We start from the raw sequence: 25,356 nt of genomic DNA, 5'->3' as shown, positions 1-25,356 counted from the left end.
GGCCGACTCGATCGAGTCGGCCGCCCGTCTCGTCGCGTCTCAAGCGGTCGCCAGCGAGATCAATCCCACCAGGAGAGCCAGGCCGCAGGCCACGATGCCGAGGATGAGGCCCGTCGTCGCCACGCCCTTGCCCGAGACTCCGCCCTGCGCGGCCCGGATCTGGCGCTTCCCGTACACGCCCAGGGAGAGCGAGCCGATGCCGAACAGCGCCGCGGACATGAAGAACGTGAGTCCTGCCCAAGGACTGAAGATCACGCCGATCAGCCCGATGATCGAGCCGAATATGCCCGCGATGCCGGCCACCAGCGCGCCGATGGCCGGGCCCGAGGGGATCGGTTTGAGGCGAGGCAGCACGAGGTGGAAACCGTCGACCATGGCAGGTGCGGGGACTGCCATCGGCTGCCAGACGGGGTGCATCGGCTGCATCGGATAGGGGTGGGGATAGGGGTAGGGCTGCGGATACGGGTGCTGGTACTGCGGCTGCGCGTAGCCGTGGACTGGCGGGGCGGGCGGCGCCTGGGGCGGCGGCTGCATGTGAGGTTGGTACGGATCCTGCGCGGTCACGACTCCAACAGTAGCGGCTGGCGCTAGTTGCCTCGAAGGGATCTCGCGACCGCCGAGAAGTACTCGTCGACCTCCTTGGTGTCGTACCCGCGCATGGTCAACTGGAAGCCCAGGTTGGTGAGGGAGTCGGGGTGCGGGGGCGCGCCGGCCTCGGTGGCTTGCCTGATGCGGGCCACGGCACGGTCGACTTGGGCTCGGTCGTATCCGCGGAAACGGACAGAGAAGAAGGGGTTCTCCATACGTCACAGTCTGCCAGGTCTACGCCACTGAGTGGGATCGCCCCGGCCCACATCAATTTTCGACGGTCATAACAACTCGTAACGGCCACAAGTTAAGTGAGCAAACGTCTCAGCCAATTCACTTGATGCCGAATTGTCCGCGAGAAGGGTCCGACCAATGCCGCAGCAGCGTCCGCGTCGGCCTCCGAGACCGCCCCCGGGGCGAAAGCCGCGGCGTTCACCAGACGCGGCAAAGCACCGATGTCACCCTTGAGCGCCGAAAGCCGCACCGCCGCCTCCTCCGCGTTCGCATGGACCGGCACCTTCACGCCCGCCCGCGCGGCCTCGGCGAGCACCTCGGCCCAGGCGCCCGCCACTCGTTCGGCCGGCGCGCCCTTGCGCAGACGCCGCCGGCGCCGCAGCGCCCGCCGCAGCTTCAACGCCAGCGGCACGCAGGCCAGCAGCAGCGCCGCCGCCGCGTACCAGACCCAGCGCGGCACCCCGCCCTCGTCCTGCCCGGCCTGCTCGTTGAAGTCGCCGTCCTGCTCCAGCGCCTCGTCGTTGAAGTCCTCGGCCTCACCGCCGCCGCCCTCGGCCTCCTCCGGGCTCGGCGTCTCCTCCTCCATCTGCTCCAGCGTGTCCTCCGGAGGGACCGGGGCGACCCCCGCCGCGGGCATCGGGTCGAACCGGACCCACCCGGGGCCGTCGAACGCGACCTCCGGCCAGGCCTGGCCCTGCGCCGCCGTCACCGTGCTCGCACCCGACGGCACGTCGAACCCGACCACCACCCGGCTCGGCAGACCCACGAGGCGCGCGATCACGGCGTACGCGGCCGCGAAGTGCTCGCTGGTGCCGCGCTGGCCGCCCGCGGTGACGGGACTGCCGAGGAAGAACCCGAGCGCGGGCAGGTCGTGCCCGGAAGGCGCCTCGGAGTCGAACGCGTAGTGCTGCGAAAGGAAGTCCGCGAGCCCTTGGGCGCGTTCATAAGGCGTGTCGTAAGTGGCGTTGATGTACTCGGCGATCGTCGCCATGATCTCGGGGGTCCCGGGCGGGACCGCCACGGTCGTGACGTCAGAGAGGTCCGGGCGGGCCGTCTCGATGCCCGCCGGGTCGTTCGAGACGAGCGCGGAGTCGACGTGGAAGCTCGTGCCCGTGGCGAGGCCGTCGGGAGTGAGCAGGCACTTCGTGTAGAGGTTCACGGCGATCGGCAGATCGGTGACGCTCGCGGGGTCCGCGGGAGCGGGCACGAGCTTGCCGCCGAGCTCGATGATCTCGACGTCGGCGGAGTACGTCGCCTCGCCGGCGCCAGGGACGACGGTTCCGGCGGTGCGGAAGTCGCCGGTGGCCTGCCAAGTGGTGCCGTCGTACTCGGTGAGCACGGCCAGGCGCATCCACGCGTCGCCGCTCGTGTCGGCCTTGAACAGCTCCTGCTCGGGGTACTTGGCCCACTCGGCGATGCGCACGAGCGGGTTGAGGTCGATGTCGGTGAGCCGCGGCGGCTCCACGTACTCGCGCGGGTCGCCGGGGCTGGTCGTGACGAGCCGGGCCGCGGCCGGGCCGAGGAGCGCGACGGCGGCGAGAAGCACGGTGGTGGTGAGCACCGCGCCCATGAGCGCAGGCGTGCGCGACGGCGGCTGACCGTCCACAGTGGCGTCGGAGTCGGGTCGGCGTTCGGGCGGCGCGGCGGTCACCGCGAGCGCGGCGGCGGCGAGCACGCAGAAGACGATCGCGTAGAGCGGCCCCGCGTCCGCGTTGGGGCCGACCAGGTAGAGGCCCGCGCCGTACAGGAGCGTCGGCGGCAGGCAGCCGAGGAGCGTGCGGCCGTAGCGGATCGCGAACTCGCACGAGAGCGTCGCGGCGAGCCAGGTGAGGAAGACCGGCACCACGACCGTGTCCGGGACGGGCTCGATCGGGATGAGCGCGGTCAGCGTGCGCGGCACGGCGTTGACGAGCGCGTCGACGATCGTGGTCCCGAGCGTTTCCGTGCCGTCTCTGGTCAGCGCGATGACCCCGAGGAGGTACGCGGCCAGGCCCGTGGCCGAGAGGCCGGGGGCGAGGAACGACGGTCGGTTCCGCACCGCGAACCCGATCGCGAACGCGCCGAACGCGGCCCCCGCGACCAGGAGGAGCAGCAGCTGCCCGTGGTAGACGCGGGCCGCCACGGTCCCCGCGACCAGGCACATGAGGGTGAGGCAGGCCGCGACGGCCGCCACGCGCAGCCGGTACCGGGTGCGCCTTCTGCTCTGCGCGTTCACAGCCGGGTCCCGCCGTTGTTCCAGGCCGCCGCGAACTGCTCGCCGTCGGAGGCGCGGATCGTGGGCACGCCCCCGGCCAGCGAGGCCGAGGCCGGCAGGCCGAGCGCGAGGTGCACGGCGATCACGGTCGGGTACGCGCGCTTGAGGACCGCGAGCCGGTCCGTGGGCGGCTCGACGCCCGTGATCCACACGAGCGTGTCGCCGTAGCGGGCGGCGGTGAGCCGGGAGACATACGCGCCCAACGACTCCGGAGTGTTCGGCGTGAGCTCCGCGAGGAGGTCGCCGTAGGAGTCGCGCCCGGCCCCGGAGACGACCGCGCCGGACGCGGGCACGAGCGCGGCGTGGTATTCGGCGCGGAAGCACGCGGTGAGGATCGAGTACGCGGCTTCGCAGGCGGCCTCGAACGGGTCGCCGGGCGAGGCTTGCGAACCCGGCGCGGATGCTGCCGGCCAGCTTTCGGCGCGGTCGTCGATCGCGATCGCGACCGTGGGCAGCGAGGTGTCCAGGTGCTCCTTCACCATGAGCTTGCCGATGCGGGCCGAGGTGCGCCAGTGGACGTGCCGCAGCTCGTCGCCGATCACGTACTCGCGCAAGGCGTGGAAGGTGAGCGAGCCCTGCTCGACCTTGTCGGCCGTGCCTTCGAGCGAGCGCGCGAGGCCGTCCGGGGTGCGTCCCAGCTGGTGCAGGCGCGGGTGGACCCACAGGCGCGCGGTGCCGCCGAAGTTCCCGGCCGTAGCGGCGAGGCCGAGCAGGTCGCGCTTGCCGATGCCGAGCGGACCGGCGTCGACCACCCCGCGCCGCTCCGCCCGGATCGCGTAGCTCGCCCCGGCGCTCTTCCCGGGGCGCAGGCGCGCGAGCGGCACCGCGACGCGGCGGGTCTCCAGGCCCGGACCGCCGTACGCGTCGACCGCGCGGGCGTTCACCGAACGCCAGCGGCCCGCGTTGCGGACACTGAGCTGGACGGTCGCGTTGTCGCCCACCGAGATCCGGTCGGGTACGACGGAGCGTTCGACTTCGAGGCGCGGCTTCGCGGCGATCACCGAACCGGCGGCCAGGCACGCGAGCGCGGCGGCCGCACCGAGGGTCGCCAGTTCCGGGTAGCCCCAGATCCAGCCGGCGACGAGCAGACCGGCCGCCGCGATGGCAAGGGCGACACCGCGACTCGTGATCGGGACGGCCAGTGCGAGATTCTTGAACCTGTCAAGCCTTTGACCAGCCAAAATGGACTTCTCGGCCTCGCCCGGTCCGGCTCCGGCGGCCTGACCGGACTCGCTCATGCCGCCGAAGCCGGCAGCGGGACCGGGACCTGGTCGAAGGCGTCCGAGACGATCTGAGCACCGGTGATGCCGCGCATGGCGGCGTCGGGCGCGAGCTGGACGCGATGCGCGAACACCGGTCCGGCCAGGGCCTTCACATCCTCCGGGATGATGTACGTGCGGCCCTGCGAGAGCGCGAACACGCTTGCGGCCCTGGTCAAGGCGATGAGACCGCGCGGGCTGACGCCGACGGCCACCTGCGGGTGGTTGCGGGTCGCGTTCGCGAGCTGCACGAGGTACGCGTACAGCGGCTCGGCGATGTAGACGTGCTTGGCCATCTCCGCCATCTGCGCGACCGTGTCGGTGTCGATCACGGGCGCGAGGTGTTCGGGGCTGCGCTGGTGGGTGCCGCGCAGGACCTCGATCTCGGCGGCCTCCACGGGGTAGCCGACCGAGAGCTTCACGAGGAAGCGGTCGAGTTGGGCTTCGGGGAGGCGGTAGGTGCCGTCCATCTCGACGGGGTTCTGGGTGGCGACCACGAGGAACGGCTGCGGCACCTGGTGCGGGTTGCCGTCGACGGTGACCCGGCCTTCCTCCATGACCTCGAGGAGCGCCGACTGGGTCTTCGGGCTGGCCCGGTTGATCTCGTCGGCGATCACGATGTTCGCGAAGACCGGGCCGGGGTGGAACTCGAAGGCGCCGCTGGCCTGGTTGAAGATCGTGACACCCGAGACGTCCGAGGGCAGGAGGTCGGGCGTGAACTGGATGCGCCGCCACTGGCCCGAGACCGCCGCCGCGATGGTGCGGGCGAGGGTCGTCTTGCCGGTGCCGGGCACGTCTTCGAGCAGGATGTGGCCCTGCGCGAACATGGCCGTCAGCGCCAGGCGCACGACCTCCTGCTTGCCGAGCACGACGGTGTCGACCGCCGCCGCGAGCGCGTCGAACGTCGCGGCGAACTGCTCGGCCTGCGCGGCGCCCAGCTGGACCGGTTGCTGCTGAATGCGCCTAGGCACTTGCAGCGGATGGGTCTGCGAGGTGTCGTGCATGGGTCGTCTTCCTATTCAGCATTTCTTGAGGTCGCCAACGGAGTTCTTGTCGACACCGTCGATGTTGAACCACACGAAGGGGATGTAGGCGTCGGACGCGTAGTCGATCTTGATCCAGATGTCGGAGTCGTTCTTGCCTTGGTGGTAATCGTTGTTTCCGTCGGTCTCCTGGCCGCCCTTTCGGATGAACGCACCGGTCGTCCAGCAGTACGCCTTGTGGCGGTCTCCGGAGTGCGTCTTCCCGATCGAGTTCCCGTTGTTGTTCGCGGCGGAGTAGATGGCGATGCCGTCGGCGGACCTGCAGTAGATCGTGTCCATGCCTTCGTCGCAGCCGAAGTAGACCTGCCCGTTGATGTCCTGGGTCTTGACCTGGAAGGTCTCGGAGGCGGCGGTCCCGGCCGGGTTGCTGATCTCGATGCGGAAATTGTGGGTGGTCGAGGCGTAGTGCGGTCCGGCCTCGAAGCTTCCGTCGCAGGGCTCCGACTTTTCCGGCGCAGTGGCGGTCGACCGGTAGAGGTCGCAGGTGGCGTCGCCTCCGCCGTCGTCAAAGGTGTAGTCGATGGTCATCATCGACGTCGTTGAAGACGAGTCGGAGTACTGCACTTGAGGCGCGACCATGGTGTTCGAAGTGGTCGTAGCGGGTTCGGACTCGCCCGCCTCGTTCACGGCGACGACCGACACCGGGACCGTGGCTCCGTTGTCGAAGCCGGAGACACGCGCCTTGGTGGTGTTCCCGTCGACCTCCACAGTCTGGCCGTCGGCCCGAACGATGAACTTCGTAATGGCGCGGCCGTTGTCGGAGGGCCGCTGCCACTCAACGTCGATCGATCCGGCCGCGTCAGAAGCGGTTTCGGCGATCAGTTCGGTGGGAGCATCGGGCACGTTGAACGGCGTCACCGAGTTCGACGGCGCCGAAGGCGTCGAGGCCGCGGCTCCCGACAGCGTCGTCACCTGGAAGACGTGCTGCACCCCGTACTCAAGGGCCCCTTCGGGAACGGTGAACGTCGTCGTGTCGGACTGGCCGACCACCGACTGCTTTCCGGAAGCGATGGCCTCGATCTGGTAGCCGCTCACGTCGTTACCCTGGCCGTTGGCCTCGTCCCACTTCACGGTGACGGTGCCGTCGTTGTTGGCCGTGGCCTCCACGGTCGTGACCGGGTCGGGCACATCGGCCGAAGGCGTGATCGACGGGGAGGTGGCGCTGTCGCCCTGGCCCTCGGCGTTGTGGGCGGTCACGGTGAAGGTGTAGGGCGTGCCGTTCTCGAGGTCGCCGATCTCCAAGACGCGCTGGTCCGGGGCGATCTCCCAGGAGTCGCCCGCGCCTTCGATCGTGTACTTCGTGAGCGCGGAGCCGTTGTTGGGCGCGGCGTCCCACGAGAGGTTGATGAGGCCGTCGCCGACGGTGCCGCGCAGGTTGGTGACCGCGCCGGGCGGGCCGATCTGCGGGGCGGACTCTTCGCTGCCGTCCTCGTCGCCTTCGTCGCCTTCGGCGTCCTCGTCTTCGGGCGGGGCGTTGCCGCCGAGGATGTCGTCGCGGTCCTTCTCGGCCTGGCGGGCGTTGCCGTCGGAGGAGACGACCACGGCCGCGTTCGTGTTGACCGCGTTGGCGAAGAGCGTGTCGCCGGTGTGGTAGAGCTCGACCGGGCCGCCGCCCGCGTCGATCTCGATGCGGTCGAGCTCCTTGCCGTCGAGGTCGTAGACCCAGACCAGGCCCGAGGCGCCGTCCGGCACGTAGATCCGCTGGTGGAACTCGACTGAGGCGCCGAGGAGGTTGGAGGAGGCGGCGGAGATGGAGAAGGTCTTCGCCTGCTCGTCGTTGACCGTGACGATCGACGGGGGCTCGGTGACGGTGACCGAGGCGATGGTGCCGGGGCTCGTGTCGGCGGTCTCGGCGGGGCCGACCAGCTCGACATCGGTCACCGACTTGCGGCCGTCGGCGCGGAGCGTCGTCATCTGCTTGGCGGTCGAGTTGAGGACGGCGACGCCGTCCCCGAGAACGGTGAGCGCCAGTTCCTGGCGCGGCTCGGCCACGACTTCGGTCGCGACGGCTCGGGCGCCCTTGTCCTTCGGCTCGATCTGGACGATCGTGCCCTCGCGCGGCACGCCGATCCAGAGCTTCCCGGTGGTGTCGAAGGCGCCGCCGGTGAGGCCCGCCGGGAATTGCAGCGGGTCGCCGATCGCGACGAGCGAACTCGGGTCGACTTGATTGACCAGGCCCTGGGTCTGGTCGATGATGAACGCGCCCTCGTCGGCGAGCGCGAGGCGCACGCCTTCGCCGGGGGCGGTCTCGGCCTCGCCGGTGAGTTCGAGGGTGGAGAGGTCGATGGCGGAGACCTTCCCCGAGGCGATCTCGCGCAGGAGCAGGTGCGAGTCGGTCTGCTCGATCTGGACGGCGTTGCCGGCCGCGTCGGTGAGGGGGAACCGCACGTCGGTCGCGGCGGTGAGGCCGTTGACACGGGCGATCTCGCCGGCCGGGGTCGTCCACAGCCACAGGCTCGAGTCCTCGAGCTCGCTGTCGCGGCTGAACGCGCCCGTGCCGAGGAGGGTCGCGACGAGCGCTCCGACGAGCACCACCGGCAGGCCTATCGCGATGAGCAGGCCCTTGACGTTGAGGCGACGGGCATCGACGTTGCGAGTGGTCATAAGGGGGAAATCCTCTGCGGGGTCAGCTATGCCGGGTTGTGGGGGCGCGAGCGCCAGAAGGGCCCCAGGTGCCTCGGGGGGCGGCACACGAACCCGAGCCTAATTCGTCAGTGCAAGCAGGACTAGGCTGCCATTGTCACAAGAAGGTATCGGTCTGGGGTGGCCCAAAGTGGTCCAAGCAGGTCACGTTACCGGCACGTGTAGGCAAGGCGAAAGCGTCCTGTAAACGCAAAGGGGCGGTGCGCTGGGCGCACCGCCTGAGTCGTCTGCCAATGTTCGCTTTCTCGGCGACCTCCTGCGGGCCGCCGACACCTGTCTATGCATGGCTGTCCGCTAGGCGGCCTCGCCGAGTTCGAGGACGCCGGCGCGGCGGGCGCGGGCGACGTTCGCGAGCGCCAGGATCTCCTGGGCCACATGCGCCTCGGCGAGTTCGCCGGGGGTGTAGACCGGGGCGTCCATGCCGGCGGTGGCCTCGCGGATCGCGAGCTGCGACTGGGTGAGCTTGCCGGACGCGGCGATCACCGGGAGGCCGAGGCCGCGCAGGTGCATCGCACCGTAGCGGGCGCCGGCGGCGTCGGCGGCGGCGAGGACCACGCCGTCCACGAGTTCGCGCACCAGCGGGTGCTCGAGCAGCGCGGAGGTCTCGGCCTGCAGGATGCCGTCGGCGATCTCCATGACCACGGCCTCGACGTCGTGCGCGGCGGCGTGGTGGTAGAGCGTCTGGGCGAGTTCGGCCAGCTCGGGCACCGGGATGCCCGCGGTGGTCGGGTAGCCGCCGTCGGTGAAGTCCGCGGCGACGACAGCGCCGGAGTCGCGGAACATCCACGGGTCGCCCCCGGCGCCGGTGCCGGTGATCTTGATGCCGGCGACGCGGCGGCCGCCGCGCGACAGGCCGCGGATCACGCTGGCGGCGGTGGTGGACTTCCCCGCGTTCATGGAGGTGCCGACGACGCAGACCACGGGCGGGTGGTCGCCGAGTCCGAACGGCGCGAGCACGCTGTAGCGGCGCAGGTCGAGCGGGACGCCTTCGCGGTCGGCGAGGATGCCCAGGGGCTCCAGCCGGGTCGGCGGGCGCATGTCGCCGTGGCGCGAGAGGACCTCGCCCGCGACGCCGCCGGCGGCGACCAGGTCGACCGAGGTGCCGAGCACGTCGGGCACGCGTGATTCGTACTGGTCCGGCGCGTACCGCTCGCCGAAGGCCAGGAGGATCTCGTCTCCCGGGTAGATGGTGGCCTTGCGGCCGGTGGCGAGCTCGAGCCAGTTGTGGTGCCCGATCGCGTCGACCCGCGCGGCCAGGATGTGGCCGGGTCGCGGCGCGCATCCGTCGACCAGGGTCAGCCCGGGCGATGTCAGGTCGACATTCCGGACCGCGTAGGCGACTTTCAGCCGCGAAGCGAGCTCAGCAGAGAACTCACGAATGCGCATGCACACTCCAAAAAGGACAAAAAGGGTCAGCGGGGTCACCCGCTTGAATGGAAGTACACCAGTGGTGCAGAACGTGACCACGGTGGTTTAGCGCAACGATCGCTGCGCTGTTGATGGACGAATATTACGGCCTGTGTTCAGGCTTGTAAAGAGTGGATCAGGTAAAACTGCGGCGGCGCCGGAGTGAACCTCCGGCGCCGCCTGAATTTCAGCCTCTACCTGCGGGAACTCACAGTTCGCGGGCCCTCCCGGCGACGTCCCCGATGACGATGACGGACGGGTGGTGCGCTTCGGTGACGCCGAGGTCGGCGAGGGCGCATTGGCGGACGGTCTGGTTCTTCGTCGTCGCGTTCTCGACGATCCGCACCGGCGTCTCCGGGGCGCGGCCGCCCTCGATGAGCGCGGCGGCGATCGCGGCCCGGTTCTTGACGGCCATGAGCAGCACGATCGTCCCGTTTCCGGCGCCCAGCGCGGTCCAGTTGACCTTGCTCTGCGGGCCCGGGGGCACGTGGCCGGTGGCGACGGTGAAGTCGTGGACGACGCCGCGCTCGGTCACCGGGACCCCGGCGGCGGCCGGTCCGGCGATGGAAGAGGAGAGGCCCGGGACGACTTCGACAGGCACGCCGGCCGCGAGGCAGGCGTCGAGCTCCTCGGCGCCGCGGCCGAAGACGAAGCCGTCGCCGCCCTTGAGGCGGACCACGAACTTGCCTTCGAGGGCGCGCTCGACCATGACGGCGTTGATCTGCTCCTGCGTGGTGTGCCGCCCGTACGGGAGCTTCGCGGCGTCGACGATCTCGACGTCCTCGGCGAGCATGTCGAGCAGCTCCTGCGGGGCGAGCCGGTCGGAGACGACCACTTCGGCCTGGCGGAGCAGTTCGAGGCCGCGGAGGGTGATGAGGTCGGCGTCGCCGGGGCCGGCGCCCACGAGGGCGACGCCGGCGGGGCGGACGGTGCGGCTGCGGGGCGCGTCGATGTCGCCGGTGCGCAGGCCCGCGGCGATCGCGTCGCGGACCGCGGCGGCGCGGCGCGGGTCGCCGGAGGCGGAGACCGCGACGGCGACGCCGTCGAACTCGGTGTGCGCGAGGGTCCAGGCGCCGGAGGCAGCGGCGTCGTCGGCGCGCACGCACCAGGTGCGGCGGGCCTCGGCCTCGGCCGCGACGGCCGCGTTCACCTCGGGGACGTCCGTGGCGGCGAGCACGAACCAGGCGTCGTCGCCGTCGCCCGAGCGCCACTCGCGCCGCTCCCACTGGATCTCCCCGGCGGCGGCGTAGTCCGAGAGCGTGGTGGTGGCCTCGGGGGCGACCAGCAGGACGCGGGCGCCCGCGGCCAGCAGGCGGGGGACCCGGCGCCCGGCGATGGAACCGCCGCCGACGACGAGCACGGGCTTGCCCTGCAGCCGCAGACCGATCTCGTAGACCGACACGTGTGCCTCCTCCAGCACTCCCAGTAAGACTCGACAAGCGTATGCGGGTTTCATCGCGTGCATCTAACCGGCGGATTGCGAGCCTGTTACGCGAAACCCGCGATGCGGGACTTGCCAGAGTTATGCGAGCACGCATTACATTCGGCGCCTTGGGGAAAGCAATGCCAGTGGTCGTGAGGTTTTTCACCTTGCGGCCATCCATGTGCCCTAGGCTGGATATATGCGCGATCGACCCCGCCAGCACCGTGTGCCCGGACTGTCCGCACACGGGAGCGATGAATCCGGCCCGTCCGCCGAAGGCGTCTACGCGCTGCTGCGCACGAGCCTGCTCGCCGGGCTCGCCATCGCCGCACTGCTCTTCCCGCTCGCCGCCATGGCGGGCTTGAGCGCGAAAGCCGGGTTCAACTCGATCGACACGCTCTCCGTCGCGGTCACCGAGACCGACCCGCCGCTCACCTCGTACGTGTACGCGGCCGACGGCGAGACGCTGGTGAGCCTCTTCTACGACGAGTTCCGCCGCCACGTCGACTTGGACGAGGTCGCGCCCGTCATGCAGCAGGCCATGGTCTCGGCCGAGGACTCGCGGTTCTACACGCACAACGGCGTCGACTACCGGGGCATCGTGCGCGCCATGGTCGCCAACAACTCCTCCGGCGGGGTCCAGCAGGGCGCCTCCACCATCACCATGCAGTACGTGCGCGGCGCGCTCCAGCTCAACGCCGAGACCATCGACGAGGTCATCGCCGCCACCGAGCAGACCGCCGTCCGCAAGCTCCGCGAGGCCCGACTCGCGATGGCCGTCGAGGAGCAGCTGACCAAGGACGAGATCCTCGAGCGGTACCTCAACCAGGCGTACTTCGGGCACAACGCGTACGGGATCTTCGCCGCCGCCCAGGTGTACTTCTCCAAGCACCCGAGCGACCTCAACCTGCAGGAGTCGGCCACGCTCGCCGGGCTCGTGCAGGCCCCGTCCGCGTACGACCCGATCACCTCCGACCAGACGCAGGCGCTCGCGCGCCGCAACTGGGTGCTCGACCGGATGGTCGACATCGACTACCTCTCGCACGGCGACGCCTCCCAGGTGCGGGGCCTGCCGATCGAGCTGGACGTCTCGGACCCGCCGAACTCCTGCATCGGCATCGAGGGCACGCCCTCCGAGTTCGGGTTCTTCTGCGACTACTTCCGCCGCTGGTGGCGAGAGCAGGACGCCTTCGGGGCGACCCCTGCCGAGCGCGAGCGCGAACTGCGCCAGGGCGGGTACACGATCATCACCACGCTCGACCCCGAGCTGCAGACGATGGCGAACAAACATGTCAACAACGCCAAGAGCAACGAGTCGAAGCTCGCGCACGGCGCCGTCGTCATGGAGCCGGGCACCGGCCGCGTCAAGGCGCTCGGCCTCAACCGGGTGTTCTCGTACGACCAGAAGCACAACGGGCCGCACTCGAACCCGTCCTTCGACCGCAAGGGCAACTACCCGAACACCGTGAACCCGGTGCTCGGCGGCGGCGCCGAGGGCGGCTACCAGGCAGGGTCGACGTTCAAGATCTTCACGATGCTCGCCGCGCTCGACGCGGGCTACCCGCTCGACTACAACATCCACTCCCCCAACCGGGTCGCCACGAGCTTCGTCTCCGCGACGACCGCGTGCGGCGGCAGATGGTGCCCGAAGAACGGCTCCGCGGCGATGGCGGGCAACCGCGACATGTGGTCCGGGTTCGGGATGTCGGTGAACACGTACTTCGCGCAGCTCATCGACAGGGTCGGGGCCGACAAGGCGGTGGAGATGGCCGAGCGGATGGGCCTGCAGTGGCGCTCCGAAGGCGACGCGTACTACGCCTCGGAGGAGCGCCGCTCGGGCTGGGGGCCGTTCACCCTGGGCGTCTCCGACGTGCAGCCGATCGAGATGACGAACGTGTTCAACACGCTCGCCGCCGACGGCCTGTACTGCGAACCGCTACCCGCGCTGCGCATCATCGACCCGGAGGGCCACGACCTCGACGCCGCCTCGCCGCGCTGCCACCAGGAGCTCGACGCGGACGTGGCGCGGGCCGCGACCGACGCGGGCCGGTGCGTCACCGAGACCGAGCGCAAGGGTGCGCAATGCGGGCCCTGGGGCACCTCGAAGGTGGTGGGCACCCTGGCCGGGCGGCCCATCGCGGGCAAGTCCGGTACGACGGACAACAACCGGGCCTCGTGGTTCCTGGGGTACACGCCGCAGCTGACGGTGGGCGCGTTCATGGCCGACCCCGACTACATCTTCAACCCGGTGGGCACGGGCAACACGTCCACCTCGAAGGAGACCGTGGGGAAGATCTTCAGGGACGCCTTGAAGGGCGAGAAGGTCCTCCCGTTCACGCCGCCGTCACGCGACATCATGTACGGGGACTAGACCGCCTCGGACCCAGCGGCCTCCGGCTCACCGCCGGGGGCCGCTTCGGCGAGCTTGCGAGCCGTCGATGCGCTCAGCGTTCTCGGCCTCGTCCATCTCTTTGCGCTCGCGGCGCACCAGGACGAACCAGCCGACCGGGACCATGGCCGCGAACAGCGCCCACTGCACCGCGTACGAGTAGTTCTGCCAGTCCTTGAACGAGGGCGTCTCGAGCGCGGTGAAGCCCTCGGCGGGCTCGACGTCCGCGACCCACGCCCCGCGCAGTTCGTAGTCGAAGCGCCCCTCGAACATCTCGAGGCTGAGGCGGCGCGACTCCAGGTGCCCGTCGACCTCGGCGACCGACCCGCCCTCGGGCTCGGACTCGTAGAGGCGGCCGGTCACCGTCACCTCGCCCGCAGGCGGGGCAGGGTAGTCGGGCACGTGCCCGGTGCTCTCGGAGGCGACGAAGCCGCGGTCGACGAGGAGCGCGGTGCCGTCCTCGAGGACGAGCGGCGTGACGATCTCGAACCCGTTGATGCTGTCGTTCGTCTGCGCGCGCAGCACGATCTCGTGCTCGGCGTCGTAGACCCCGGTGGCCTCCACGAGGGTCCAGCGGTCGGCGTCGTCCAGCGCCGCCCCCGCGGGCAGCACCTCCTCGACGGGCGCGGCGACGCGGCTCTCCTCGATCACCTCGTTCGCCGCGGCGCGCATGACGGCGCGGTCCCACTGCCACTGGGACAGCAGCCCGCACACGACCATCACGATCAGGCCCGCCGCCGTCAGCAGGAGCCAGCGCGGTGCGAGGACGAATCGGAATCGCTGCATCACGCCGCCGAGTGTAGACCCGGCATAGGATTGCGCCCCTTGGCTCGCTCCCCCGATGTGAATTGGGGGAGCCCGGCTGGTCTCCCAGCCGGGCTTCCTGCTTCGTCGACAGTTGCCCTCCCGCTATGAGCGTTTGGGTCTGACACCGTCTCCACAGGCTGCAACCGCCAGCCCGGCGGCCAGAATGTTCTTCGCTGCGTTCACATCGCGATCTTCAATGTGCCCACAATCCGGATCCTGACATATGAAGGTCCGCGCCGCGAGCGGCACGGCATCGTTCAGCCCGCCGCAGGCTGAGCAAGTCTTGGTGGATGGCCAGAATCGATCGATGGCGATCACCTGCCGCCCGTACCAAGCTGCCTTGTATTCGAGGAGTCGGCGAAAAGTCGCCCACGATGCGTCGGAGACCGCCCTGGCCAGGGTGTGATTCGACAGCATGCCACGCACATTCAGGTCCTCGATCGCAATCGTTTGGTTTTCGCGAACCAATCGAGTGGTGAGCTTGTGCAGGAAGTCGTATCGCCGGTCAGCGACCCTGGCGTGGGCGCGAGCAAGACGCAACTGGGCTTTTCGGTGGTTACTGGATCCCTTCTCCTTGCGGGCCAGGTCTCGCTGACGCCGCTTGATTCGTTCGCGATCACGACGTTCATGTCGCGGGTTGGTGATTTTCTCGCCCGTCGAGAGTGTGAGCAGGCTGGTGATACCAGCATCGACGCCTACGGCTTCGCTCCGCCGCGGGAGCGAGGGGATATCCTCCTCGATGAGCAGCGACACGAACCAACGCCCGGCCGCGTCCCGGGAAACGGTCACCGAGGTCGGCTCGGCCCCTTTCGGCAGCGGTCGCGACCACTTGATTCGAAGTGGTGCGGTGTGTTTGGCGAGTTTCAACGCGCCCTCTCGCCAGGTGAAGGCGGACTTCGTGTACTCGGCCGATCCGGCAAGAGACCGCTTCTTCTTGAACGTCGGATATGCGGTGCGCCCCTCGAAGAACCCCGCGAAACCCTTCTGCAGATGCCGCAGGCCCTGTTGCAGTGGAACCGAGGACACCTCGTTCAGGAAGGCCAAGTCTCGGCGGCGCTTCCAAACGGTGAGCATCGAGGAACTCTGGTTGTAGCCGACCCGCTCACGCCGTCGGAACCACGCCTTGGTCCGGTAGTCCAGCGCTTTGTTGTACACCAAGCGCACGCATCCGAAAGTCCGGGAGAGATTATCGGCCTGGCCAGGGGTCGGGTAGCAGCGAAACCGGTAAGACCGTTGCGTCGCCGTCCCCGTCATCTTCACATTCTAACAAATATCTCGTAAGGCTAGAAATCGGCCTGCGATATGGTGAGGCGATGAGCGATGTAGTGAATGCGGTGCGCGCCGCCATGCCCGCCGTGCGCGCCGATCTGGAGGCCCTCGTCAAGATCCCGGCGATCGCCTTCGAAGGACTCGACCACGAGCCGGTCCGACAAGGTGCGAACGCCGTCCAGCGGCTCCTCGAGGAGGCCGGCGCGGCCGAGACCAGGCAGCTCTCCCACGGGGGCGGGCAGCCAAGCGTGTACGCGCACTTCCCCGCGCCCGCCGGCCAGCCGACGGTGCTGCTGTACGCCCACCAGGACGTCCAGCCGGTCGGCGACCTCTCCAAGTGGGAGCAGCCCGACCCGTTCACCGTGGTCGAGAAGGACGGGCGGCTGTACGGCCGCGGCGTCGCCGACGACAAGGCCGGGGTGATGGCGCACATCGCCGCGCTGCGCGTCTTCGGCGGGAAGCCGCCGGTCGGCGTCAAGCTCCTCATCGAGGGCGAGGAGGAGTTCGGCTCCCCCACGCTCGAGGGCCTGCTGCGCGAGCACCAGGACCTGCTGGCCGCCGACGTGGTGGTCATCGCCGACTCGCAGAACTGGCGCACCGAGGTCCCCGCGCTCACCACGACCCTGCGCGGGGTCATCAACGTGTACGTGGAGGTCGCGGTCCTCAAGGGCGCGGTGCACTCGGGGATGTTCGGCGGGCCGGTGCCGGACGCGCTGACCGCGCTGGCGCGGCTCGTGGCGACCCTGCACGACGAGAACGGCGACGTGGCCGTCGCGGGCCTCGCGACGGGCCGCAGCAGCGACCTCGACTACGACGAGGCGGCGCTGCGCCATGAGGCCGGGATGCTGCCGGGCGCGGAGTTCATCGGCACCGGGCGGCTGACCGAGCGCCTGTGGTCGAAGCCGACCGCGACGGTGCTCGGCATCGACGCGCCGGGCGCGGCGGAGTCGGCGAACGCGTTGCAGCCCAAGGCCCGCGCGAAGGTCTCGTTCCGGCTCGCGGCGGGCGACTCGGCGGCGAACGCGCTCAAGGCGGTCACCGAGCACCTGCTGGCGAACGCCCCGTGGGGCGCCGAGGTGACGGTGACTCCCGAAGGCGGCCTTGGCGACCCGTGCGCGATCGACGCGACCGGGCCGTCCTTCGACGCGGCGCGGGCGGCGTTCGCGGAGGCCTGGGACGGCACGGAGCCGGTCGAGATCGGCGTGGGCGGTTCGATCCCGATGATCGCGACCTTCCAGGAGCTGTTCCCCGAGGCCGCGATCCTGGTAACCGGTGTCGAGGACCAGTACTCGAACCCGCACGGCCCCAACGAGTCCCTCGACATCCGGATGTTCGAGCGGGTGTGCGTGGCCGAGGCGCTGCTGCTGGAGAAGCTGCAGCGATAGCAGCGAACGGAACGGGCTTCATCCTCAATGGATGGAGCCCGTTCCCTTTGCCTAGAAGCCTTCGCGGACCTTGCGCAGGACCTTGGCGAGGGGGTCGCCGGAGGCCTGGAAGGCGTGGCGGTACGAGTTCGCGGCGGCCTTGGCCTCGGCCGCGATGGAGGCGTCCTTGTCGTCCTCGCGCCTGGGGTAGTCCCCGGCGAGGTAGTCGCGGTACTCGCCGTCGTCGATCCAGGACTTGACGGCGGCGGCGCGGGCCACGGCGAAGTCGTGGCTGCGCGTCTCGAGCAGCATGAGCTTGAGGAAGCTGTCGCGCAGGTCGCCGCCGGTCTCGAACTCCTTGGCCTGCTCCAGGAACGCGGCGGTGTCGACGTCGTGGAGGTCGCCGCCGCCGGCGAGCTTCGCCATGACGCGAATGGCGGCGGCCGGGTCCTGGACGGCGAGCGCGCCGGCCCGGTCGGCCGAGAGCTCGGACTTGCGGGCCCATTCGTAGAGCGCGGCGGTGATGACCCGCAGGCCGACGACGCCGACCGGGATCCAGGCGACGGAGGAGGTGAGCCGCACCAGGACCATGAGGAGGGTGCGGTACAGGCCGTGCCCGGAAAGCGCGTGCCCCAACTCGTGTGCGAGCAGGAACCGCAGTTCGGCCTCGTCGAGCAGGTCGAGCGAGCCGGAGTTGATGACGATGACGGGCTTGTCGATGCCGATGCACATCCCGCCCAGGTCGGGGTCGCGGGTGATGTACAGCTCCGGCAGGTCCTGGGCGTCGAGCACCGCGCCGACCTGCTGATAGGCCTCGTAGACGCGCGAGTACTGGTGGCGGTCGACCCGGATCGAGGAGCCCATGAGGCTCAGCCGCAGCGCCCGCTCGGAGATCATCCCGGAGACCTTGCGGAGGACGACGTCGAAGCCGCGCAGCTCCCGCAGGGCGACCAGCGCACCCCGGTCGGCCGGGTGCTCCCAGGCGCGAGTCGATATGCCGCGCAGGATGACCGGCCCGCGAGCCGCATCCCTGGTCTCGACCGGACCGCCTTCGGCCGGTGACTGGTCGTCGCTCATGCCCGCTCCTCACGGTTGGCTCTGGTGCAAGTGTGGCACGGCGGCGCCAGCGCCGGAGTCCGCTCGGGAACGGCACGGCCCCAGGCCGATCCGGCCGCGACCGGCAGCGGCGCCGCGCCGCGGTGCCGGATTTCACCCGGGAAGTCCGCAAGGGCCCCAAGCAGTAAGGACGCATAGCGGGCATTGGCGCCCACAAGGGGGCGAGATAACGAATCGGCGTCAACACGCCGCACGGCGCTTGACACTCACGCCCGCAGGCACTACTCATTGATACGGGTCAGCAATTCCGGGGCGTCGTGGAGAATCGTTTGGGGTGTTCTTGCGACGCCCCGTATCCATGCCCTCCGCAGGGCTCCCGGGTCCCCCGAGGGACCGGTCTCCAGGTATTCTTACCGCTGGCGCGGTGCCCTGTGCGACGTCGCCGTGCCTCAGTAGCTCAGCTGGATAGAGCACCGGACTTCTAATCCGATGGTCGCAGGTTCGAATCCTGCCTGGGGCGCGATCCGCCCCCGCCTGTCATGCCTACTTCCCGTCTTCAGGGAAGAGCTCGGCGATCAGGCCTTCGATGCGGGTCTTGATCTCGTCGCGGATCGGGCGCACTGCTTCGACACCCTGCCCGGCGGGGTCGTCGAGCTTCCAGTCGAGGTAGCGCTTCCCGGGGAACACCGGGCAGACATCGCCGCAGCCCATGGTGATGCACACGTCGGAGGCCTCGACGGCGTCGAAGGTGAGGATCTTCGGCTTCTCGGCGGTGATGTCGATGCCCACCTCTTTCATCGCCTCGACGGCGGCGGGGTTGACCTGGTCGGCCGGTGCCGATCCGGCGGAGCGGACTTCGACGCGGTCGCCCGCGAGGTGGGAGAGCCATCCAGCGGCCATTTGGGAGCGGCCAGCGTTGTGGACGCATACGAAGAGCACCGAAGGCTTGTCAGACATGGTGATGATCCTTTTCTACAACGGTCGCCGACCGTCTGGCGGCAGTCGACGGGGCGGACATGGTCAGGCTTCTCGGAGTTCTGGGGTGCGGAAGAAGCGGCGAGCCCACAGGCTCACGTAGACGAGGCCGACCAGGACCGGGACCTCGATGAGCGGGCCGACGACGCCCGCGAGCGCCTGGCCGGAGGCCGCGCCGAAGGTCGCGATCGCGACGGCGATGGCGAGCTCGAAGTTGTTGCCCGCAGCGGTGAACGCCAAGGTCGTGGAGCGCTCGTAGTTCAGGCCGACGGCCTTGCCGAAGACGAACGATCCCGCCCACATGATCGCGAAGTACGCCAGCAGCGGGAGCGCGATGCGGACGACGTCCATCGGCTGGCTGAGGATCGCCTCGCCCTGCAGGGCGAAGAGGACCACGATGGTGAACAGCAGGCCGTAGAGCGCGAACGGGCCGATCTTCGGCAGGAACCGCCCCTCGTACCAGTCCCGGCCCTTGCGGCGCTCGCCGATGCGGCGGGTCAGATAACCCGCGGCGAGCGGCACACCGAGGAAGACCGCCACGTTGAGCGCGATCTCCCATCCCGAGACCTCCAGTCCGGTCGAGTCGAGTCCCAGCCACCTGGGCAGCGCGTCAAGGTAGAGCCAGCCGAGTGCCCCGAAGGCGATCACCTGAAAGACCGAGTTGAGGGCGACGAGCACGGCGGCGGCCTCGCGGTCGCCGCAGGCCAGGTCGTTCCAGATGATGACCATGGCGATGCAGCGGGCGAGCCCGACGATGATCAGGCCCGTGCGGAACGCGGGCAGGTCCGGGAGGAAGACCCAGGCCAGGGCGAACATCAGCGCGGGCCCGACGAGCCAGTTCAGGACGATCGAGGAGACGAGGAGCCGCTTGTCGGCGGTGACCGAGTCGAGCTTGTCGTAGCGGACCTTGGCCAGGACCGGGTACATCATGATGAGCAGACCGGCGGCGATCGGGAGGCTGATGCCGCCAATCTGGATCGCGTTCAACGCCTTGCCGACGGCGGGGACCCACTGCCCCAGCGCGATGCCGGCGAGCATGGCGGCGCCGATCCACACCGGCAGGTACTTGTCGAGCGTGGAGAGCCGACCGCCAACGGCGGTAGTGGTCTCGGTGGCCGCGGTCGCGGTCATGCGTTCACGCCCTGCGGGACTGAGAGGACCGTGGAGAGCAAGTCGAGCGCGGACTGCTCGGCCCGGTAGTAGACCCACGTCGCCCGGCGCTCGGAGGAGACCAGGCCGATCTCGCGCAGCACCTTGAGGTGGTGGGAGATCGTCGGCGCGGACACGTCGAAGGCGTCGGTCAGATCGCACACGCATGCCTCCCCGCCTTCGTGCGAGGCGATGAGGGAAAGCAGGCGCAGCCGGATCGGGTCGCCGAGGGCCTTGAAGGACGGGGCGAGCCGCTCGGCCTGATCGGCGTTCAACGGCTCTTTGATCAGCGGGGTGCGGCAGTCCGCGAGGGTCAGCGCGATCGGCTCGCGACCAGGTTGCTTCGACATACGTTTATTTTGACCGACATGAAAGCAACGCGGCAAGCCGATCAATTGTCACCCAGGTCACGACTCGGCACGGAGCCGAGGCCGACCAGGCGGCCGACGCTTGCCGTTCGCCCCTCGGCTGCCCGGAGGTGGTTTGAAGTTCAACTGTCAGCCTGCTCGGACAAGCCTGAGTGCCGAACGGAATGTGGCCGGGGTGCGGCTGCGCCCCGGCCACATTCCCTTACCGCTCTTGATGTCTAGCAGCAGCCGCCGGTCTGCTTGAGTTCGATCCGCTCGCCGGAGTAGCCGTGCAAGACGCCGGTAGCGAGACCGCGGCCACCGACCACGACCGGTTCAGGCTGCGCAGTGCCGCAACCGGATCCGCTGTCGGCGCTCGTCCCGCACCCGGAGTCGGCGGTCTCGGCGGCGGTGGAGCCGCAGCAGCCCGAAGCCTCGGCGGCGTCGGCGATGCTGGTGGCTTCCAGCGACCTGCTCGAGGAGCAGACACCCGTCTCGGGGAGGTCGAGCTCGACCTTGTCGGCGGCCTCCCGATCGCCCGCCAGCGCGGCGGCGATGGAGCGGACCTGCTCGTATCCGGTGGCGAGCAGGAACGTCGGCGCGCGGCCGTAGGACTTCATGCCGACGAGATAGAAGCCCTCGTCAGGCTGGGCGAGATCGGCCTCGCCGTGCGGGGGCACGGTGCCGCAGGAGTGGAAGTTCGGGTCGATGAGCGGCGCGAGCTTCGCCGGGGCCTCGACGGTGCTGTCGATCTCGAGCCGGACCTCGCGCAGCATCTCCAGGTCGGGCCGGAACCCGGTCGCGGCGGCGACCTGGTCGGCCTCGATGACGTGCTCGACGCCGCCGATGTTCCCCACCACCGCGACCGCAGCATCGTCGCGGTCTTCGAAGCGGTCGATGGTGAACCCGGTGACGAGTTCGATCGCGCCCGCTTCGACGAGTTCGCGTAGGCGGGTGCCGATGGTGCCGCGAGCGGGGAGCGCGTCGGCCGAGCCGCCGCCGTACAGGCGCGCCGGGCTCTGGCCGCGGATCGCCCACACCACCGTGGTCTCCGGCTCGGCTTCCTTCAGGGTTGCCAGGTTCAGGAGCGTGTTCGCGGCCGAGTGGCCCATGCCGACGACCAGGGTCCGCTTGCCCGCGAACCGGTCGCGCTCGAAGCCGAGGACGTCGGGCAGCGGCCCGGCGGCCCACGTGGCTTCGTGGTCTTCGCCGGGTGCGGCGAGGCCGTGGGCGCCGAGAGGGTTGCGCTGCATCCAGGTGCCGGAGGCGTCGATGACCGCGTCCACGACTAGGTCCGACCATTCGCCGGCGGTAGTGCGAGTGCGAACGAGGTAAGGGCGGCCCTCGCGATCGATGGTGCGGGTCTTGTCGACACCGACCCTGGAGACGGCGACGACGCGAGTGCCGAAGCGCAGATGCGGAGCGAGTTCGGGCGTCTTGGAGAGCGGGGCGAGGTAGGCGTCGATTAGATCGGCGCCGGTGGGCAGGCCGTCGGGGTCGGGCGCGGTCCAGCCCTGGGCTTCGAGCAGCCTGCGTGCGGCGGCGTCGATGTCGAAGCGCCACGGGGAGAACAGCCGTACGTGCCCCCACTGGCGGATCGCGTCGGCGGGGCCTTCGCCGGCTTCGAGGACGATCGGGGTCAGGCCGCGCTCGACCAGGTGGGCGGCGGCGGCCAGGCCGACGGGACCTGCGCCGATGACGGCGACCGTGGACACCTGTCGGGTGATGGGGTTCGACATGGCGGACTCCTGGAATCTCGGTTCACGGTGACCGCACCCAGCGGTCACATCAACTTCCGTAATTAATACCAGTGATTGCTGATGATATCAAGTTCTGTGGTTTACTTGACTCATGAGCCGCACGATCGAACTCACCCTGACCGACGTGACCACCGGGCACTCGGACGCGTCGATGATCGCGCACGCCAAGGACCTCGCTCCCCAGTTCAAGGCGTTGTCGGACGAGAACCGCCTCGCGATCGTCCTGCTGCTGTCCGAGCACTCCCGCACCGTCCGCGAGCTGACCGAGGCCACCGGCCTCGCCCAGACCCTCGTCTCCCACCACCTCGCGCCCCTGCGCGAACTCGGGCTCGTGAACGTGACCCCCAAGGGCCGCAGCAACGTCTACTCACTCTGCTGCGACGCGTTCTCCGCGCCATTGCGCGCCCTCGCCGGACTCTCCACCCCCGCCGAAGACACCTGCTGCGACTAGCGAACACAACCCGCAGCGCTTGTGTCGCACCGCGGGTCAGGCCCCATTGGTGTGGAACAGCCAGGTGGCGTGGTCGATACCGGGCTCGCCGAAGGCCACCGAGTCGTTGCGGTTGCCAGGCAAGGGTTCCCCGACTGTGACGACGAGCTGCGTGTCAGCGTGGATGACCACCTGGTGGTTGGTCGAGTACGGTAGTTCTTCGACTTCGCCGCGACCTGGTGGTCGCGGGTGGGCACCAGCGTGCCGTCCACGATCAGGACCGTTTCGGGTGCATAGCGTTTGCGCGGCCGGAGTGCGAGCTTGGGGGCGAGGTCGTCGATGATCCGGTGAGCGGCGGATTTCGAGGTGCCGAACAGAACCGCGATCTGGCGCATCGTGAGGTTGGTGCGCCAGTAGACCGCGACCAGCAGCACTCGGTCCTCGAAGGCGAGGCCCCAAGGCCGTCCTTTGAGCGCCGAATCGGCACCCTCACGCCGAAGTTGGCGGACCAGCTTGGTGAACTGCCGGGCCGAAAGGCCGCTGAACAGCTCGATCATCGTCTCATCCACCGCACTGATCACACCCGCCACGCAGGCATGATCCCATGCGCCCCAATAGCCTCGGGGTCTCCATTAGTCCAGCGCGATCGCACCAACCACTTGCCCTGCGAACTCCTGACCGGTCGGCTCGAACCCCATCCTGCGGTAGAAGCCCTCAGGGCCGGTCGAGCCGGATTTCCACATCACGGTGGCCCGCTTCGAACCACGCTGCCGCGCCTCACCGAGCACGGCCTCGACCGCGAAACGACCGAGGCCGGCGCGTTGGTGCCGGGCGCTGACATTGAGCCGCCAGATGCCGCATCGGAAGAACTCGATCTCGGCATCCGGATCGAATCCCCCCATCACGAACGCCACCGGTTCGTCACCGACGTACACCAGACGCGGCCACGCGGTCGGGAAGGACGCGTATGCCTCGGCCAGCGAAACCGCAACCGGGGCCACGAACTCCTCCTGTTCGGGCGCGACCTTGATGCGGCAGGCCATGGCGACATTGGCGGGCGTGATGGGTTCGAGGCGGGGAGCATCGTTCATACCCCCCAACCTAACGACCGGCCCTCAGACTCTCGGCCACATTGCGGGCCGCTTCACAGGACCGATATCCAACCCACCTGTTCATCACCGATCGAGAGAGCTTCCACTGCGCGGCATCAACTTGCGGGACATCGCCTAGGGGGCCGAGTCGTCCTCTTCGCGGTAGATCACGTGCTCGATGCCCTCGATGGCCCGCAGTTTCACGGTCAGTTCCGCGACCGCGCCGCGGCCGGTGAGGACGAAGTCGGTGGTGCGCACGACGCCGTGGCCGTTCTCGCCCTGGATCTCGGCGACCTTGAACCCTTCCTCGGTGCATTTGGCGAGCGCGGCGGTGAGCGCGGCCGAGCTGGTGTAGCGGATCTGGAGGCGCCCGGCGTGCTTGGCATGCCGGGCGATGACGTCCTCGACCGGGGCGAGCCCGGCGACGATCACGAGCTGCGCGGCGGCGACGGCGACGGCCGCCCAGTACAGGCCCGCGCCGCACGCGAGCGCCATGGCGGTGGTCGACCAGATCGACGCGGCCGTGGTCATGCCGTGGACGATGTTCCGGTTGAAGAAGATGACGCCCGCGCCGAGGAAGCCGATGCCGGTCACGACCTGCGCGGCGATGCGGGCGGGGTCGACGCCGGGCGTACCGGGCACGGTCTCGGGGAAGCCGTAGCGGCCGGCGAGGACGAACAGGCAGGTGCCGACCGCGATGAGGGCGTGCGTTCGCATGCCGGCGGGTTTGCCCTGCCATTCGCGTTCGGCGCCGACGGCGAGGCCGAGCAGCAGCGCCAGGCCCAGCGGGCCGAGATAGGTCCAAGCATCCATAGCCGTCCGGGGTACCCCGATCAACGTCCGCGGAATCCCAGGTCAGGCCAGCAGGTCGGTCTCCCAGCCGGGACCGGGGCCGCGTTCGCCCCTGACCAGGCGGTAGTGCTCGGCAACGAGGGCCTCGTCGCCGAGCTTGTCGCCGAGCACGTCGAGCCAGTCGCCGGGGGCGATCTGGGTGGCGTAGGCGGCCATGGCGGCGCGCTTCTTGGCGGTGTCGGCGGCGTCGCCGGTGACGCAGGCGTCGATCTGGTCGTCAGGGACGCCGAAGGGCAGCTCGTCGGCGGAGGCGACGCCGGCGAAGGGGTTGTCGGTGGCGCCGGTGAAGGCGTCGAACTGGGCTTCGATGACGCTGCGGGGCATGGTGGTCCAGTAGACCTTGCGGATCCGGTGTGCCGCACCGAGGTCGGGCCGCCACGCAGGGTCGGCGGCGAGATCGGCGGCGCGCATGGCGACGCGGTGGGCCTGGATGTGGTCGGGGTGGCCGTAGAAGCCGTCGGGGTCGTAGGTGACGAGCACTTCCGGGGCGCGGTCGCGGATGACCGCGACGAGGTCGGCGGCGGCCTCGTCCACGTCGGCGCCCCAGAACGCGCGCGGGTGGTCGTTCGAGGGCAGGCCCATCATGCCGGAGTCGCGGTAGCGGGCGACGCCGCCGAGGAAGTGCGTGTCGGTGACGCCGAGCGCTTCGGTGGCCTGGCGGTACTCCCAGTAGCGGTAGCCGCCGAGCTGGTCGGCCTCGCCCGCGGCGAGCCCGGCGAGGTGCGGGACGCGGACCTCGCCCTCCTCGCCGAGGGTGCAGGTGACGACGGTGACGTGGACGTCGGGCCGGGCGGCGTAGTGGGCGACGGTCGCGCCGGTGCCGACGGTCTCGTCGTCGGGGTGGGCGTGGACGAAGATGATCCCGCGTGCGCTCATGGGCTCAAGCCTAACGGTGCGCCCGCGCCACTCGCGCCACAAGAGACGCGAGGAGGCCTCAAGCGAAACTTTGCAATCTACTGCCTCAGCCAGAGAAAAGCTCATAAATGTGATGTACCCCATGGACTTACGTCACAGGT

Annotated in this window: 21 protein-coding genes, 1 tRNA gene and 1 pseudogene; 4 read left to right on the top strand and 19 right to left on the bottom strand. The window is 69.6% G+C overall.

Going from position 1 to position 25,356, the window contains the following annotated elements:
- Positions 1–39: 39 nt before the first annotated feature.
- The 8 genes from J5V16_RS23640 to cobA form a co-directional block, all read right to left on the bottom strand.
- Positions 40–564 (bottom strand): hypothetical protein, encoded by a 525-nt coding sequence (locus tag J5V16_RS23640; RefSeq protein ID WP_208499767.1) that lies wholly within the window; start codon positions 562–564, stop codon positions 40–42.
- A 23-nt stretch (positions 565–587) separates the two neighbouring features.
- Entirely contained in the window at positions 588–803 is a 216-nt protein-coding gene (locus J5V16_RS23635; RefSeq protein ID WP_208499775.1) for a DivIVA domain-containing protein, read from the bottom strand.
- 92 nt (positions 804–895) lie between these two features.
- Positions 896–3,037: a DUF3488 and transglutaminase-like domain-containing protein gene (locus J5V16_RS23630; RefSeq protein WP_208499765.1), complete on the bottom strand. Its 2,142-nt coding sequence runs from the start codon at positions 3,035–3,037 to the stop codon at positions 896–898.
- Positions 3,034–4,314 carry a DUF58 domain-containing protein gene (locus J5V16_RS23625; protein WP_208499764.1) on the bottom strand — a complete coding sequence of 427 codons (1,281 nt, stop codon included), beginning with the start codon at positions 4,312–4,314 and terminating at the stop codon, positions 3,034–3,036. Before J5V16_RS23625 ends, J5V16_RS23630 begins: the two co-directional genes overlap by 4 nt.
- A complete protein-coding gene (locus tag J5V16_RS23620) occupies positions 4,311–5,339 on the bottom strand; it encodes an AAA family ATPase (RefSeq protein ID WP_208499763.1) in 1,029 nt (342 codons plus the stop codon). Before J5V16_RS23620 ends, J5V16_RS23625 begins: the two co-directional genes overlap by 4 nt.
- Positions 5,340–5,354: 15 nt before the next feature.
- Positions 5,355–7,982 carry a fibronectin type III domain-containing protein gene (locus J5V16_RS23615; protein WP_208499762.1) on the bottom strand — a complete coding sequence of 876 codons (2,628 nt, stop codon included), beginning with the start codon at positions 7,980–7,982 and terminating at the stop codon, positions 5,355–5,357.
- 333 nt (positions 7,983–8,315) lie between these two features.
- On the bottom strand, positions 8,316–9,407 hold the full coding sequence (locus J5V16_RS23610) for a hypothetical protein (protein WP_208499761.1): 1,092 nt from the start codon (positions 9,405–9,407) through the stop codon (positions 8,316–8,318).
- A 229-nt stretch (positions 9,408–9,636) separates the two neighbouring features.
- On the bottom strand, positions 9,637–10,830 hold the full coding sequence (gene cobA / locus J5V16_RS23605) for a uroporphyrinogen-III C-methyltransferase (RefSeq protein WP_307793054.1): 1,194 nt from the start codon (positions 10,828–10,830) through the stop codon (positions 9,637–9,639).
- A 220-nt stretch (positions 10,831–11,050) separates the two neighbouring features.
- Between cobA and J5V16_RS23600 the strand changes: the two genes are divergently transcribed.
- A complete protein-coding gene (locus J5V16_RS23600; RefSeq protein ID WP_208499759.1) occupies positions 11,051–13,222 on the top strand; it encodes a transglycosylase domain-containing protein in 2,172 nt (723 codons plus the stop codon).
- Positions 13,223–13,249: 27 nt separating this feature from the next.
- On the opposite strand, the gene J5V16_RS23595 is transcribed toward J5V16_RS23600, so the two are convergent.
- Entirely contained in the window at positions 13,250–14,026 is a 777-nt protein-coding gene (locus J5V16_RS23595) for an SURF1 family cytochrome oxidase biogenesis protein (RefSeq protein ID WP_208499757.1), read from the bottom strand.
- A 123-nt stretch (positions 14,027–14,149) separates the two neighbouring features.
- A complete protein-coding gene (locus J5V16_RS23590) occupies positions 14,150–15,301 on the bottom strand; it encodes an RNA-guided endonuclease InsQ/TnpB family protein (protein WP_208499756.1) in 1,152 nt (383 codons plus the stop codon).
- Positions 15,302–15,360: 59 nt separating this feature from the next.
- On the opposite strand from J5V16_RS23590, the gene J5V16_RS23585 reads away from it, so the two are divergent.
- Positions 15,361–16,701, top strand: coding sequence for a dipeptidase (locus J5V16_RS23585; RefSeq protein WP_208499755.1), 1,341 nt, complete (start codon positions 15,361–15,363; stop codon positions 16,699–16,701).
- A 51-nt stretch (positions 16,702–16,752) separates the two neighbouring features.
- On the opposite strand, the gene J5V16_RS23580 is transcribed toward J5V16_RS23585, so the two are convergent.
- A complete protein-coding gene (locus J5V16_RS23580; protein WP_208499754.1) occupies positions 16,753–17,757 on the bottom strand; it encodes a M48 family metallopeptidase in 1,005 nt (334 codons plus the stop codon).
- Between the two features lie 425 nt (positions 17,758–18,182).
- Between J5V16_RS23580 and J5V16_RS23575 the strand changes: the two genes are divergently transcribed.
- Positions 18,183–18,256 (top strand) — tRNA-Arg (locus J5V16_RS23575).
- Positions 18,257–18,279: 23 nt separating this feature from the next.
- Here the strand turns inward: J5V16_RS23575 and J5V16_RS23570 are convergent.
- The 4 genes from J5V16_RS23570 to J5V16_RS23555 form a co-directional block, all read right to left on the bottom strand.
- On the bottom strand, positions 18,280–18,693 hold the full coding sequence (locus J5V16_RS23570) for an arsenate reductase ArsC (RefSeq protein WP_208499753.1): 414 nt from the start codon (positions 18,691–18,693) through the stop codon (positions 18,280–18,282).
- 63 nt (positions 18,694–18,756) lie between these two features.
- Positions 18,757–19,842: an ACR3 family arsenite efflux transporter gene (arsB, locus tag J5V16_RS23565; protein ID WP_208499752.1), complete on the bottom strand. Its 1,086-nt coding sequence runs from the start codon at positions 19,840–19,842 to the stop codon at positions 18,757–18,759.
- Entirely contained in the window at positions 19,839–20,210 is a 372-nt protein-coding gene (locus J5V16_RS23560) for an ArsR/SmtB family transcription factor (protein WP_208499751.1), read from the bottom strand. The genes arsB and J5V16_RS23560 overlap by 4 nt, the downstream gene beginning before the upstream one ends.
- A 236-nt stretch (positions 20,211–20,446) precedes the next feature.
- Positions 20,447–21,946, bottom strand: coding sequence for an FAD-dependent oxidoreductase (locus tag J5V16_RS23555; RefSeq protein ID WP_208499750.1), 1,500 nt, complete (start codon positions 21,944–21,946; stop codon positions 20,447–20,449).
- Between the two features lie 112 nt (positions 21,947–22,058).
- Between J5V16_RS23555 and J5V16_RS23550 the strand changes: the two genes are divergently transcribed.
- Positions 22,059–22,418, top strand: coding sequence for an ArsR/SmtB family transcription factor (locus J5V16_RS23550; protein ID WP_208499749.1), 360 nt, complete (start codon positions 22,059–22,061; stop codon positions 22,416–22,418).
- Positions 22,419–22,496: 78 nt separating this feature from the next.
- Here J5V16_RS23550 and J5V16_RS23545 read toward each other — a convergent pair.
- From J5V16_RS23545 to mshB, 4 genes and pseudogenes are all read right to left on the bottom strand, one after another.
- A pseudogene (locus J5V16_RS23545) lies at positions 22,497–22,987 on the bottom strand (transposase family protein); the annotation flags it as partial.
- A 42-nt stretch (positions 22,988–23,029) separates the two neighbouring features.
- Positions 23,030–23,488: a GNAT family N-acetyltransferase gene (locus J5V16_RS23540; RefSeq protein ID WP_208499747.1), complete on the bottom strand. Its 459-nt coding sequence runs from the start codon at positions 23,486–23,488 to the stop codon at positions 23,030–23,032.
- A gap of 135 nt (positions 23,489–23,623) precedes the next feature.
- Positions 23,624–24,301: an MgtC/SapB family protein gene (locus J5V16_RS23535; protein WP_208499746.1), complete on the bottom strand. Its 678-nt coding sequence runs from the start codon at positions 24,299–24,301 to the stop codon at positions 23,624–23,626.
- A gap of 42 nt (positions 24,302–24,343) precedes the next feature.
- Complete coding sequence (gene mshB / locus J5V16_RS23530; RefSeq protein ID WP_208499743.1) at positions 24,344–25,216, bottom strand: N-acetyl-1-D-myo-inositol-2-amino-2-deoxy-alpha-D-glucopyranoside deacetylase; 873 nt, start codon at positions 25,214–25,216, stop codon at positions 24,344–24,346.
- Between the last annotated feature and the right edge of the window lie 140 nt (positions 25,217–25,356).

Origin of the sequence: Glycomyces niveus (assembly GCF_017592475.1) — a bacterium.
Lineage (GTDB): Bacteria > Actinomycetota > Actinomycetes > Mycobacteriales > Micromonosporaceae > Glycomyces > Glycomyces niveus.
Note: the sequence above shows the minus strand (reverse complement) of the source record. Positions and strands in the feature narration are given on the sequence as shown.

Bases quoted from the DNA above. Each gene is read 5' to 3' on its own strand.
- J5V16_RS23610 (WP_208499761.1), bottom strand. From the start codon at position 9,407: ATGCGCATTCGTGAGTTCTCTGCTGAGCTCGCTTCGCGGCTGAAAGTC.
- J5V16_RS23555 (WP_208499750.1), bottom strand. From the start codon at position 21,946: ATGTCGAACCCCATCACCCGACAGGTGTCCACGGTCGCCGTCATCGGC.
- J5V16_RS23535 (WP_208499746.1), bottom strand. From the start codon at position 24,301: ATGGATGCTTGGACCTATCTCGGCCCGCTGGGCCTGGCGCTGCTGCTC.
- J5V16_RS23615 (WP_208499762.1), bottom strand. From the start codon at position 7,982: ATGACCACTCGCAACGTCGATGCCCGTCGCCTCAACGTCAAGGGCCTG.
- J5V16_RS23570 (WP_208499753.1), bottom strand. From the start codon at position 18,693: ATGTCTGACAAGCCTTCGGTGCTCTTCGTATGCGTCCACAACGCTGGC.
- J5V16_RS23595 (WP_208499757.1), bottom strand. From the start codon at position 14,026: ATGCAGCGATTCCGATTCGTCCTCGCACCGCGCTGGCTCCTGCTGACG.
- mshB (WP_208499743.1), bottom strand. From the start codon at position 25,216: ATGAGCGCACGCGGGATCATCTTCGTCCACGCCCACCCCGACGACGAG.
- J5V16_RS23590 (WP_208499756.1), bottom strand. From the start codon at position 15,301: ATGACGGGGACGGCGACGCAACGGTCTTACCGGTTTCGCTGCTACCCG.
- J5V16_RS23585 (WP_208499755.1), top strand. From the start codon at position 15,361: ATGAGCGATGTAGTGAATGCGGTGCGCGCCGCCATGCCCGCCGTGCGC.
- J5V16_RS23580 (WP_208499754.1), bottom strand. From the start codon at position 17,757: ATGAGCGACGACCAGTCACCGGCCGAAGGCGGTCCGGTCGAGACCAGG.
- J5V16_RS23635 (WP_208499775.1), bottom strand. From the start codon at position 803: ATGGAGAACCCCTTCTTCTCTGTCCGTTTCCGCGGATACGACCGAGCC.
- J5V16_RS23620 (WP_208499763.1), bottom strand. From the start codon at position 5,339: ATGCACGACACCTCGCAGACCCATCCGCTGCAAGTGCCTAGGCGCATT.
- J5V16_RS23560 (WP_208499751.1), bottom strand. From the start codon at position 20,210: ATGTCGAAGCAACCTGGTCGCGAGCCGATCGCGCTGACCCTCGCGGAC.
- J5V16_RS23625 (WP_208499764.1), bottom strand. From the start codon at position 4,314: ATGAGCGAGTCCGGTCAGGCCGCCGGAGCCGGACCGGGCGAGGCCGAG.
- J5V16_RS23540 (WP_208499747.1), bottom strand. From the start codon at position 23,488: ATGAACGATGCTCCCCGCCTCGAACCCATCACGCCCGCCAATGTCGCC.
- J5V16_RS23550 (WP_208499749.1), top strand. From the start codon at position 22,059: ATGAGCCGCACGATCGAACTCACCCTGACCGACGTGACCACCGGGCAC.
- J5V16_RS23600 (WP_208499759.1), top strand. From the start codon at position 11,051: ATGCGCGATCGACCCCGCCAGCACCGTGTGCCCGGACTGTCCGCACAC.
- arsB (WP_208499752.1), bottom strand. From the start codon at position 19,842: ATGACCGCGACCGCGGCCACCGAGACCACTACCGCCGTTGGCGGTCGG.